The organism is Nannocystis pusilla (assembly GCF_020073745.1).
GTDB lineage: Bacteria > Myxococcota_A > Polyangia > Nannocystales > Nannocystaceae > Nannocystis > Nannocystis radixulma.
The window spans coordinates 109244-121685 of sequence record NZ_JAIRAU010000023.1 but is presented as its reverse complement, the minus strand read 5'-3'; the positions used below and the strand labels follow the sequence as shown (position 1 = coordinate 121685).

Sequence of the window (12442 nt, the reverse complement as noted above, 5' to 3'; positions counted from 1 at the left end):
GGTCGGACGCGAACACGGGCATCGACCTTGGGCCGTCGCGGCCGCGGGCGGGCGAGACGAGCGGCTGTGGGGCCTTGCGCGGGTCGGGCGCGTGTGTTACACATTTTAACACACTTGCCTGGTTTCGTGTAACATGTCCTTCTTGGCCCGCCACGACGTGTCGCTCAACGAGCTGCTGGTCGCCCCCTTGGTGTTCCGCGCGACCTGGCCGGGGCTGGCCGAGCAGCCGCACGCGACGGCGGCGGGGATGCGCGACCTGGCCGAGTTCGGCGGGCACGGGGCGGGGGCGATCCGCACGGCGATGTCGCGGCTGCGCAGCAGCGGGCAGATCGAGTCGTTCGAGTGCGACGGGGTGACGCGCTACCGGCTGGGGGCGTGGGGCAGCTCGATCGGCGCGACGGTGATGCGGCGGTTCGAGCGGCCCGAGGGGTACGTGCTGGCGATCTTCTCGTTCGAGGCCGGCGATGCGCGCGAGCGGCAGCTCGTGCGCGACGCGCTGCGGAGCTACGGGTTCCAGAAGCTGGCGCAGAACGTGTACATCAACGGGCAGATCGACACCGCGGGGGTCGAGGCGGTGGTGCAGGAGCACGGGCTGGCGCAGCACCTGTTCCTGTTCCGCTGCCCGGACCAGGCTGACCCGGCGCTGGACCGGCGGCTGGTCGAGCTGTTCGACGTCAAGGCGCGGGCGCGCGTGCTGGCGCGGTTCGAGCGCGAGCTGCACGACTATCTCCACGGGCCGGGCGTGAGCGGCGACGAGTTCGTGCGCCGCTACTTCGCGGCCGGGCCGGCGCACTATCGGGTGACCTTCGTCGACGAGCCGGCCCTGCCGGCGCGCTGCCTGCCGCCCGACTACCCGCTGGAGCGGCTCGTCCCGTACGCGGAGCCGACCGCCAGGCAGGCGCGCGCGATCGTCGACTACTGGCGGAGGATCCACGCATGACACTCGGTGAGACGATGGTCGGCCGCGCGATCGCGGCGGTGTGTCGCCGGTGGTTGCTGCCGCTGGCGTTGCTGCTCACGGCGGCGTTGACGATCGGCACGGTCGCCGGCGGCTGGTCGCGGGCCGTGGTGCTGGGAGAGACGGCGACGTGGTTTCTGCTCGGGCTGACGGCGCTCGAGCTGTGCGCCGGCCGCTGGCGCCCGCGCCTGTGCGAGCTGCCGCGCAACCTGCTGTTTATCGCCGTCGGCGGGCTGCTCGACACGGGCGGGACCTTCCTGGCCGCGCAGCTGGCCCTGCTGCTCGGCGGCGAGGGCTTCGGGCCGGTCGGGGCGCTGCCGTTCGCGCTGGCGGTTCCGCTCGGGTTCGTCGTCGCCGACGGCGTGGCCTATGCGATCCACCGCGCGTCGCACGAGCACCCGCTGCTGTGGCGCATGCACGCGCTGCACCACTACCCGCGCGAGCTCTACGTGCTGATGTCGCCGGTCAACGCGCCGGTGCTGGTGTTCTTGTTCCGCGCGCTGCCGGTCCTCGCGCTGGTGGCCGCCGGGTTCACCGCCGACGTGATCTTCGCCTACGCGATGTTCGACACGGCGCTCGGGCTGTCGTCGCACGTCGGGGTCGATACCCACAATCCGTGGCTGTCGCGTGTGTTCAACACGCCGGAGGTGCACCGCCTGCACCACAGCGCCGACCCGGCGCACTTCGGCAATCACTCGCTGCTGCTGACGCTGTGGGACCGTCTGTGCGGGACCTACGTCGCGCCCGGGGAGGCGGTGCCGACGCCAGGTCTGACGGAGCCCGCGGCCATGCCGCGGACCTGGCTGGGGCTGTTGCTGCTGCGCCGGGCGTGAATCGAAGCTGTCCCGGGGGACGGCTTCGATCCGCGGCGCGTCGATCAGGACACCAGGGTCACGCCCTTCTTCAGCGACCTGCCGCCCACGGTGACGCCGCCGGCCGAGACCTTCGCGGCGCCGGCGGGGACGTCGTAGAAGCGGTACTCGCCCTTCGCGTCGGCGCGGGTGCGCAGGGTGGTGCCGCCGACCTCGAGGTCGACGGCGGCGCCGGGGGCGGCCTGGCCGCTGACGTCCGGGCCCTGGCTCGGGAACGCGAACATGAAGGTGTTGTAGACGGTGTCCCAGTAGACCTGCACGTCGACCGGGCCCGCGTAGCCGTGGGACGGGCCGCCGACCTCGAGGGTCGCCGACTGCGTCTTGCTGCTGCTGGTCCCGAAGGTGTTGCTGTTGGTCATCGTCAGCGAGGTGGTGGTCTCCACGCTCCAGATGTCGGGCATGCCGGCGGTGAAGCTCGCCGACACGCTGTACTGGACCTCGGAGGTGCGCGACTCGCTGCGCTCGATGGTGTTCTCGTGCTGATACGTCTGGACGATCGGCGCCGAATTCTCGTCGTAGGGCGGGACGTAGGGGAAGCTCTGGCCCGTCCGCATGAAGCGGTTCGGGTCGATGGCGGTGGCGCCGGCGACGAACGGGTTGTGGGCGAGGATCGCGGCGTAGTCGGCGGTGGTCAGGCCGGCGGCGTCGAGCGCCTTCCTGGTGCCGACGGGCATCTTGCTCGGGTCCTTGAGCCAGCCGGCGTAGACGTACTGGATCGTCATCACCGAGCCGTCGACGCCGAACTCCCAGGTCGCGTCGCCCAGCTGGTCGACCGTCACGGTGTAGAGCGGGTTCAGGCACACGTGGAAGGCGTCGTGGTCGTGATCGATCCCGTCGACGTCGGGGCCCTTGACGGTGATCGTGAGCGACTCGCGCTTGGTGATGTTCAGGGTCGAGGTGTCGCTGGTGGTGTTCGAGGTGCCGAAGCTCGCGCCGGCGCCGACCGAGTCGCTGCCGACCTTGGCGACGACCTCGACGCTCGTCTGCACCGAGCTGCTGATCGAGCTGGTGGTGCCGGCGGCGCTCGAGCTGGTGTAGGCGACCGAGGACGAGCTGTCGCCGCCGCTGGTGCCGGGCGGCGCGTAGACCACGGTGAGCACCTGGTACTTCGGCCGGATGGTGCCCTTCGTGAGCTCGAGGGCGAACAGGGCCGGCGCGCGCTTGCTGGTCTCGCCGGTCTTCGTGTTGTCCGACCAGCCGGTGCTGCCCTCGCGCGAGCTGCAGACCAGCACGTCCTGCTTCGAGTTGTTGCTGACGAACGCGACGTACAGCCGGTCGCCGACGGCCGCGAGCGACGGGGCGAACTTGCTCGCCTGGCCGATCTTGGCGTTCTTCGTCCACCCGTTGCCGTCCGACGAGCAGATCAGCAGGTTCTCGGAGCTGTCGTTGGCGACGAAGGCGAGCCACATCCGATTGTTGAACACGCACAGCGACGGGGCCTGCTTGGTCGACTCGTTGACCCTGCTGTTGCCCGACCAGCGCTGGCCGTCGCTCGAGTTGCAGATCAGGAGCTCGCGCGAGCTGTTGCCGGCGACGAAGGCGAGCCACAGCCGGTCCTTGTAGGCGCACAGGGTCGGGGCGAACGCGCTGGTCTGCCCGACCTTGACGTTGCCGGTCCAGTTGACGCCGTCCTCCGTCGAGCACACGAGGATGTTGCGCGAGCTGTTGTCGGCGATGAAGGCGATATACATCCGACCCTTGAACACGCACAGGCTCGGCGCGATCTCGCTGCGCTGCCCGATCTTGGCGTTCGGCGACCACGTCTTGCCGTCCGGCGAGGAGCACACCAGCAGCTCGTCGGCCTTGTTGTCGGAGACGAAGGCCGCCCAGAACTTGCCGCGGAATCGACACACCGCCGGGGTCTCCGAGCTGGCCTCGTCGGCCTTGACGTTGCCCGACCAGCGCGCGGCGTCGGCAGAGGAGCAGGTCAAGATCTCGTTCGAGCTGTTGTTGGCGATGAAGGCGATGCCGAGGTCGGTCGCCAATGTCGCGGTGTTCATCGTGCTGCCCATGATCGAACCCTCCAATACGCGATACTCGTTGCACTTGGAATGTGCACAGTCCGGGCGGCGCGCCGCGGACGGCTCATTCGACGGCTCGTAACGTAGGCGGCCGGGATTGGCGCGTCAATGTCCGAAAAACGGCCAATCGCTGGCCGGGGGTGGCCAGGGATGGCCACGGTTGGCCAGCTCGTGGCGCCGGCGCGGCCAGGCGCGAGCGACGGGGGCGCTCACGGCGTGGCTTCGGGCGCGGCCGTGATCAGCTCCAGGCGCAGACCGATCCCGTGGAGGGATGGCGGATTCACGGCGCCGACAACTTGTGCTCGATCTGGGCGAACAGCGCGTGCCACTGCTCGTATTCGCCGTCCTGGCCGGTCATCGTCCACACCGGGCCGGCCGAGATGTCGCGGTCGCCGTCGTACTGGCGCGGCGTGGCGATCACGCGGGTGTGGCCGGGGTCGACGCGGACGAATCGCAGGTCGTACTGGCGGTACAGCGTCGAGGTCACCGTGCCGCCGAATTCGACGCCGGCGCGCACGCCGTAGGGCCGCTTGGTGGTGGTGATCCGGCCCTGCGGCGCGCTGGCGAAGTCGAGGTCGTAGCCGAGGAGCGGCAGGGCGTCGCGCGCGGCGACGAAGGTGGCGTCGTAGTCGGCGGCGAAGGTGCGGGTGCCGAACGACTCTTGCGCGGCCGCGGTGACGTGGGTGCCGCGGCTGATGCAGGCGAGCGGCAGCGCGGCGAGCATCAGCGGCAGGACGCGAGCGAGGAGCGAGGCGGGCACGCGGGGAGGGTCGCACAGCGGCCGCGGGGCGGCCAGGGGTTCAGCCGGCGCCGACGGCCGCGGACAGGTTGTGCATCAGCTTGGACAGGACGCGCTTGGTCTCCGACTGGATGATGGCCTCGGGGACGGCGACGTTGGGCAGCGTGCGGGTCCGGAAGGTGATCGACGTGCCGCCGCCGGCGGCGTCCTCGACGACCCATTCGTTCCAGTACTCGACGAAGTGGTCGGAGGCGACGAGGGTCTCTTTCCAGCCGTGGGCGGTGGGGCAGCGGCGGGTCTCGAGCTCGAAGGGCGAGAACAGGCCGCGGGTCTTGAGCTTGACGCGCTCGCAGGTGCCGTCGGGGGTGGCCTTGGCCGAGACGGTGGAGGGGGCCAGGCCGTGCGAGCGTTCGGCGCTGCCGAGGACCTGGCGCACCGCGGCCGCCGTGACCCCCAGCGTGATGGTGGCGACGACCTCGCCCTTGGCGGTGATCTTGGTCGCGACCTTCGGCGCCTCGGCGGTCGCGTCGGTCGTCGCGGCGACGATCGCGGCGGCGGCGAGGCCGGACAGCGCCCAGCGAGAGACGGAGAGGAGCGTGGCGCGGGCTAGGGTCATCGAGCCCAAACTATAGCGCCGAATCATTATTCCAGGGCGAGGCCGTGTGGCCGGGATCGTGAGCGGCGCGGATCTGCGCGGCCCCGCGGGCCGGGCTCAGCGGGGCGGCGGGGGCGGCCGGCCGCGAATCACGGGGAATCGGACCTGTCTCAAAGTTCCGATCGACGTCGGGCCCCGGCGCGCTCAGCGGTCCGCGGCCAGGCGCTGCCGGAGAGCGCGCAGGTGGTGCCGGCGCCAGGCGTAGGCCTCGCCCCCGGCCGCGTACCAGCGGTCGGCCTCGTCGAGGTTGTGCAGGGCCCGCTCGCGCAGGACGGGGTCCCCGGGCGCGGCGCGGGCCAGATCGGCGTGGGCGACACGGGCGCGGGCCAGCTGCTGGTCGCTGAAGACGCTGCTCGAGGTGGCGGCGGCGGCCACGAACTCGTCGATCGCGGCCTCGAAGGCGGCCCGGGCCCCGGGAATGTCGCCGAGCGCACGCAGGTGGAGGCCGAGCAGCAGGTGCACGCCGGCGCGGCGCTCGCGGACCCACCAGTCGTCGCCCGGGAGGTCGCCGAGAGCGGCGCGCAGGTCGGTGACCGCGGGCTGGTGGACGCCGCGCGCGAGGTCCGAGTGGGCGCGCAGGAGGATCCGCTCGGTGGTGCGGGTGTGCGGGTCGTCGCCGAGCGCGAGGGCGGCGGCGCGGAGGGCGATCGCGGCCTGGTCGGCGCCGGCCTCGTCAGCGTGGTGGGCCAGGTACAACAAGCAGCGCGTGCGCGCCGGCGAGGCGCCGGGGGAGAAGCGGGCCAGCGCGTCACAACCCGGGCGCAGGATCGCGTGGGCGGCCCGCGGATCGAGGGTGTACACGCTGACGAGGATCCGGAGATCGACGGTCTTCCCGTGCGCCGGCCCGAACTCGCGCTCGAGCACGATCAGGGCCTCGCGCAGCAGCGCCTCGCGGCGCGCGGGGTCCTCGGTGAGGAGCGCGAGGTTGGTCAGCGTATAGGCGACCTCGACCCGGCCCGGTCCGGGCGCGGCTCGCTGGATCCGCAGCGCCTCGTCGAGCAGTCGGCGGGCGCGCTCGAAGTCGCCGGCGGTGCGGGCGACGACGGCCGAATTGTTGAGCAGGAGGCCGCGCAGGCGGTCGTGGGGCGGCAGGCGAGCGACCAGGGCCTCGGCCATCGGCAGGTCGGCCTGGGCGCGGGGGATCCCGCCGGCCTGGCGGGCATGGGCGAAGACCAGCAGGGCGGCGGCCTCGGCGGCGATCTCGTCGGCGCGCGAGCGGACCGCGGCGAGCAGGGCGTGCTGCAGGCGCGCGGCGGTGTCGCTCATGTCGTCGTGGATCCGCAGCTCGGCGCGGCGCAGCAGCGCCTCGGCGAGGGTCGGTTCGTGGCCGGTGGCTTCGGCCTCGAGCACGAGGGTGTCGGCGAGCTCGGTCGCGGCCTGGAAGCGGGCGACGCGGTCGAAGGCGGCGACCTTGACGAGGCCGTCGCGGACGGCGGCGACGCGGACGGCGGCCTCGGGATCGGCGGGCGGGGGGACGGCGGCGTCGAGGGCGGCGATGTCGCCGCAGCGCTCGAGCGGCGGCAGGCCGGTGACGAGCTCGAGCGCGTGCAGGGCGACCGCGGGGTCGCGCTCGCCGAGCAGGGTGGCGGCCTCGGAGAGGGCCGTCTTGCGCTCGGCGAGGCAGGTCATGCGGCGGTCGAACAGGTTGTCGGATTGTTCGCCGCGGCGGTGGGTGAGGCAGGCCGATTGATGTTGCGAGGACCACGAGCGGGCGTAGGCGTCGAGGTCGGAGGCGACGCGGGGCCACACCTCGGCGGCGAAGGCCGGGCCGGCGGCGTCGAAGTTGGCCTGGGCGGCGCGGCGCTGCGGTCCGGCCCAGGCGCCGGCGATCTCGGCGGCGCCGCCGGAGCAGGGGTCGAGGCGGGCCTGGTGGGCCTGAAAGGCGAAGAAGGTGGCGGTGGCGCTGAGGCAGGCGAATGCGAGGAGGACGCGCTGGCGCTTGAGCCACAGCTGCAGGCGCTCGGCGACGGAGTAGCTGTGGGCGGAGACCATGCGCCCGGCCTGGAAGCGGCGCAGGTCCTCGGCGAAGCCGGCGGCGGTGGGGTAGCGCGCCTCGGGGCGGGCCGCGGTGGCGCGCTGGGCGATGGCCGCCAGCTCGCGCGGGACGTCGGGCACGAGCGCGCGCAGGTCGTCGATCTGGGCCGCCATCACGCGGGCGGCCAGCGTCGGGCCGGAGGATTCGGCGTACGGCGGCACGCCGGCGAGCACGTGGAACAGCATGGCGCCGAGGGCGTAGACGTCGGAGCGGGCGTCGACGGCCTCGCCGCGGGCCTGCTCCGGCGGCATGTAGCGCAGGGTGCCGACGATTGCGCCGACCTGGGTGATGTTGTCGTCGATCGGTTGTTGGCCGGAGCGGGTGGTCTCGGCGGCCTCGGAGGAGCCGACGGGCCGCGACAGGTCCTTGGCCAGGCCCCAGTCGATCACCACGGTCTCGCCGAAGCGGCCGATCAGCACGTTGGCGGGCTTGAGGTCGCGGTGGATGATCTGCTGCGCGTGGGCGTAGGCGATCGCGTCGGCGACGGCGATCACGTGCTCGACGAGCCGCAGGCGCTGGGCCAGGCTGCGGGTCCGACGGATCTTGGCGTCGAGGCTGGCGCCGTCGACGAGCTTCATGCAATAGAACGGCTCGCCGGTGCTGCGGCGGCCGAAGTCGTACATCGGGACGATGCTCGGGTGCTGTAGGCGGGCGGTGATCGCGGCCTCGCGGGCGAATCGTCGCTGGGCGTCGGGGGTGTCGCGCAGCAGCTCCTTGATGGCGACGGTGCGGCCGAGCCGGCGGTCCTCGGCGCGGCGGACCACGCCGAGGCCGCCGGACGCGAACACCTCGCCGAACACGTAGCGCGCGTCGCTCTCGGCCGACCATTCGTGGTGGGGCCATTGCAGGCGGCCGGAATGGGCCGACTCGCCGGCGGCGGCGAGGGTCGGGTCGCGCGAGCCGACGATCCGGCGCTCGCGCGATTGATCGATCGCGCGGGCCATCATTGTAATGTCCTCGGGGACAGGTGCCGCAAAGACGCGGTCGCCCGGCCGGCCGGTCTCCGACGGCATTGCTGAATCGTACGACCCGCACATTGCGGCGGTCAAGGCGCAGGGGCGCGCGAGGGCAAATCTGACAGTGTTCCTCGGCGCTAAAATTATATCAATGCGGCCTTGGGGCCGCGAGGCATCACAGCGCGAGCTGAAGCTGCAACCGTACGAGGTCGGCGGCGAGATCGGCGGCCGCGCGGTCCCAGGTGCGGAACCAGTCGAGCTGCAGCTTGAGGTTGTGGCCGGCGAAGTAATAGTTGAGGCCGCCGCCGAGCTCGTTGCGGTCGAGCATCGAGGTGCGTCCGAGTCCGCGGATCCCGCTGGTGCGCACGGCCGGCTCGAGGCCGGTCCTGGGGATGAGGAAGGCCGCCTGGGCCATCCAGCCGTGGCCGTTGCGCGCGGCCTCGACGGGCAGCGGTACGCCGGTGTCGTCGAGCGCGTGTCCGGGGTTGCGCCGGCCGTCGCGCAATAAATACGCGGCCTCGAGGCTGAAGCCGGCCCACTTGAACATCATGTCGGTGGTGACGTTGTGGTAATCGGTGGTGCCGCCGTCGGTCGGCGGGGTGCCGAGCACACCGCGGTCGTTGCGGGCGCGGTCGTTGTAGGCGTAGGCAAAGCCGAGGCTGAGCCGGGGCTTGCGCAGGCGCGTCTGGTCGCTGGCCTCGTAGTCGTCGAACAGGCCGAACGGCAGGAAGTCGACGCGCGCGGTGTACATCAGGCCGGGATCGCTGAAGCGGTTCTGGTCGCGGCCGTCGCCCATGAACACGCCGGCGTAGTAGCGCAGCCTGCCGAGGCCGCCGAGGTCCTCCGAGCGGACGTCGAGGCCGATGTCGCGGTCGACGTTGAACTCGCCGTTGGCCAGCGAGCGGTCGATGAGCAGCGGGTTGATGTCGGCGATGTTGCGCTCGCGGGAGTACATCACCCGATAGAGGCCGATGCGCAGGTTGGCGTCGCGCAGGCGGTCGAACACGACGTAGTTGTCGAGCAACGGGCCCGAGCGCGCGACCCCGTCGACGACGTTGAGCTCGCGCGGGGCCACGGCCAGCTGCACGAAGTACTTGATGTGCTTCGAGAACACGTTGCCGGCGAAGACCAGGCGCAGGCGCCGGATCTCGAACGCGTGCTCGTAGCGGCCGGCGCCGACCCGCCGGCCGCTGTACATGAAGCCGGTGCGCAGGCTGATCGACAGGGCGTAGCGGCCGTCCTTGCTCCTGACCTCGAGGCCCTTGCCCGCGGTGAACTTCAGCGGGCCGTCCCCGACGGTCCCCGGCGCCAACAGGATGTACTCGCGCGCCGGCGGGTAGAAGCGGGCCGGATCGGGCGGCGGAGGTTCGGGCGGCGGGGGCGGCGCCGGGGCGAGCGCGGCGAGGAGGACGAGGTGGAGCATGGGGCGGACGGCGGGCGAGAGGTAGCCCAGGGCGGTCCAGGAGGACCCGATCGTGAGAATGTTCAGTATGCTGAAGAAGATCCAGCATGCTAGACTTTCCGCCCATGAATTTCTCGCGCCGCCGCTTCGCCGCCTGCCTCCCCGCCCTGGCCCTCGCCGGCGCGTGCCGCCCGTCGGGCGAGAACAACGGGGCGCTGCGGCTCGGCTACTTCCCCAACATCACCCACGCGACGGCGCTGGTGGGGGTCGAGCGCGGGCTCTACCGCGAGGCGCTGGCGGGGCAGGGGACCGCGCTGGAGACGTTCACGTTCAACGCCGGGCCGGCGGCGATCGAGGCGCTGCTGTCGGGGGCGCTCGACGCGACGTACGTCGGCCCGAACCCGGCCGTCAACGCGTTCGTCAAGTCGAAGGGCGCGGTCAAGGTGATCGCCGGCGCGGCCACGGGCGGGGCCTTCCTCGTCGTCCGCCCGGAGATCGCCGGCCCGGCCGATCTGCGCGGCAAGAAGGTCAGCGCCCCGCAGCTCGGCGGGACCCAGGATGTGGCCCTTCGGACATGGCTCATCGGCCAGGGCTTCAAGATCGACGAGTTCGGCGGCGGCGACGTCAGCGTGAGCCCGCAGGAGAACGCGCAGTCGCTCGAGAGCTTCCAGTCGGGCGAGATCGCCGGCGCGTGGGTGCCCGAGCCGTGGGCGACCCGGCTGATCCTCGAGGGCGGCGGCAAGGTGCTGGTCGACGAGCGCGAGCTGTGGCCCGACGGCCGCTACACCACGACGGTGCTGCTGGTGCGCAAGGGGCAGATCGAGGCCCGGCGCGAGACCATCAAGGCGCTGCTGCGCGGCCACGAGGCGGCGAACAAGTGGATCGCCGAGCACGCCGGCGAGGCCAAGGAGGTCGCCAACACGGCGATCAAGAAGGTCACCGGCAAGGCCCTGGCGGCGGCCACGATCGACCGCGCGTGGGAGAACCTGCAGTTCACCTCCGACCCCGTGCCCGCCGCGCTGATCCGCAGCGCCGAGGACGCGCAGAAGCTCGGCTTCGTCAAGCTCGAGGGCGCCGACCTGCAGACCCTGTTCGCGCCGGAGCTGCTGGCCGAGGCGGCGAAGGGCTGACTGCCCGTCTCACCGGCCTCGATGGTGGCCGCAGATGCGGCGGACGACGTCGGCCTCGTTACTCCGCGGCGGGCGCGGGTGTGGGCGAGGAGCCCTCTGCGGCGGGCGGCGGCGGAGTGGCCCCGGGGGCCGCGAGGGCCTTCGTGACGGCCTGCGAGAGCTCGCTGCAGAGCCCCTTCTTCGCGTCCTTGTCGGCGCCGTCGCGCGGCGATGGGTGGGAGCGCGTCACGGGGTCGGGCCCGCGCGCGCGAGGTGGACGCGGAAGGTCGAGCCGCGGCCCGGGGCGCTGTCGACCTCGACGGCGCCGCCGTGGGCGCGGACCAATTGCTGGAGCACGTGGAGGCCGAGGCCGACGCCGGGGATGGCGTCGCCGGACAGGCCGACGCGCGAGAAGGGCTCGAAGATCCGCCGCGTCTGCGACTCGGAGATGCCGACGCCGTGGTCGGTGACGGCGACGGTGACGCTGTCGCTGGCGGCGGTCACGGCGATCTCGACGGCGCCGCCGTCGGGCGAGTACTTGACCGCGTTGCTGATCAGGTTGACGACGATCTGGGTCACCCGCAGCGGGTCGCAGCGCAGCTGCACCGGCTCGGGCGGCAGGTCGAGGACGAGCTCGTGGCGCGGGTAGCCGTCGAACAGCTCGGCCGACTCGCGCACGAGCTCGCGGAGGTCGCAGTCGGCCAGCCGGAGCTCGAGCCTGCCGGCCTCGATGCGGGCGATGTCGAGGAAGTCGCCGACCATGCGCTCGAGGTGGGCCGTCTGGCGCGTGACGATGTCGAGGGTGCGGCGCGTGCGGGCGGCCGAGTCGGGGTCGCGGGCCTGGGAGGCGAGGGCCAGGCGCAGCGCGGCGAGCGGGTTCTTGAGGTCGTGGGCGACGCCGCCGAGGAAGGTCATCTGCGCGGCGCGCCGGGCCACCAGCGCCTCGGCCATGGCGTTGAATTGACGGGCGATGTCCTGCAGCTCGAGCGGTCCGACCGCGAGCGCGCGGGCGTCGCGACGGCCGTGGCCGAACGCCTCCATCGTCCGGGCGAGGGCGAGCAGCGGCTCGTAGGCGCGGCGGCGCAACCACCACAGCAGCAAGGTCGTGCTGGCCAGCAGGAACACGCCGGCGCCGATGCCGAGGATGTCGCCGATCCTGTCCCAACGGTCAGCCCGGCGGAGGGCCGCGGTCGCGTCGGCGATGTTGGCGGCGACGAACTCCTCGGTGGCATCGAGCGCCGCGACGCGCAGGCGGGTCCGCTCGGCGGGCGCGACGCGGGGATCGCGGGCGGCGTTCCCGTAGGTCTCGATCCGCCGGGCCGCCTCGAGCAGCGCGGCCGCCTCCTGCGCGGTCGTGACGTAGCGACCCGCCTCCTGCAGGGTCTCGCGCAGGTCGGCGCGGAGGCGCCGGGTGATGAGGTCGTCGACGTCGTCGCGGGCCAGCAGGTCGAGCGACAGCTCGATCTCGCGGGCGAGGCGGAGGCTCTCGACCGAGGCGAGCACGTGGAGGTTGGTCTGATGCAGGAAGGTGGTGAGCACGACGAGGGCGGTCGACACCACCAGCGCGACGCCGACGACGACGCCTGTCACGCCCCACGAGAGCGTGCGCAGGGGGATGCCCTGACCGTTCGCCATGGCCCGTGGGTGGTGACGCGGGTGCGGCGAGCCCGGCCGAGCGACCGCGGCCAGGCGGCG

The 12442-nt window shown here is 72.4% G+C and carries 9 protein-coding genes; 3 read left to right on the top strand and 6 right to left on the bottom strand.

Annotated elements, in window-relative coordinates; translation table 11 throughout:
* Window positions 1-133 precede the first annotated feature (133 nt).
* Window positions 134-940, top strand: a complete 807-nt coding sequence (locus K7C98_RS17465) for a hypothetical protein (RefSeq protein ID WP_224192807.1) — start codon at window positions 134-136, stop codon at window positions 938-940.
* Complete coding sequence (locus K7C98_RS17460) at window positions 937-1791, top strand: sterol desaturase family protein (RefSeq protein WP_224192806.1); 855 nt, start codon at window positions 937-939, stop codon at window positions 1789-1791. Before K7C98_RS17465 ends, K7C98_RS17460 begins: the two co-directional genes overlap by 4 nt.
* Before the next feature lie 44 nt (window positions 1792-1835).
* On the opposite strand, the gene K7C98_RS17455 is transcribed toward K7C98_RS17460, so the two are convergent.
* The 5 genes from K7C98_RS17455 to K7C98_RS17435 form a co-directional block, all read right to left on the bottom strand.
* Window positions 1836-3830, bottom strand: a complete 1995-nt coding sequence (locus K7C98_RS17455) for a hypothetical protein (protein WP_224192805.1) — start codon at window positions 3828-3830, stop codon at window positions 1836-1838.
* 301 nt (window positions 3831-4131) lie between these two features.
* A complete protein-coding gene (locus tag K7C98_RS17450) occupies window positions 4132-4611 on the bottom strand; it encodes a hypothetical protein (RefSeq protein WP_224192804.1) in 480 nt (159 codons plus the stop codon).
* Window positions 4612-4651: 40 nt separating this feature from the next.
* Complete coding sequence (locus K7C98_RS17445; protein ID WP_224192803.1) at window positions 4652-5206, bottom strand: hypothetical protein; 555 nt, start codon at window positions 5204-5206, stop codon at window positions 4652-4654.
* A gap of 183 nt (window positions 5207-5389) precedes the next feature.
* Window positions 5390-8293, bottom strand: coding sequence for a serine/threonine-protein kinase (locus tag K7C98_RS17440; protein WP_224192802.1), 2904 nt, complete (start codon window positions 8291-8293; stop codon window positions 5390-5392).
* 118 nt (window positions 8294-8411) lie between these two features.
* A complete protein-coding gene (locus tag K7C98_RS17435) occupies window positions 8412-9659 on the bottom strand; it encodes an OprO/OprP family phosphate-selective porin (RefSeq protein ID WP_224192801.1) in 1248 nt (415 codons plus the stop codon).
* A gap of 104 nt (window positions 9660-9763) precedes the next feature.
* Between K7C98_RS17435 and K7C98_RS17430 the strand changes: the two genes are divergently transcribed.
* Complete coding sequence (locus tag K7C98_RS17430) at window positions 9764-10768, top strand: ABC transporter substrate-binding protein (RefSeq protein WP_224192800.1); 1005 nt, start codon at window positions 9764-9766, stop codon at window positions 10766-10768.
* A 225-nt stretch (window positions 10769-10993) separates the two neighbouring features.
* Here the strand turns inward: K7C98_RS17430 and K7C98_RS17425 are convergent, their stop codons facing one another.
* Complete coding sequence (locus K7C98_RS17425) at window positions 10994-12382, bottom strand: HAMP domain-containing sensor histidine kinase (protein WP_224192799.1); 1389 nt, start codon at window positions 12380-12382, stop codon at window positions 10994-10996.
* Between the last annotated feature and the right edge of the window lie 60 nt (window positions 12383-12442).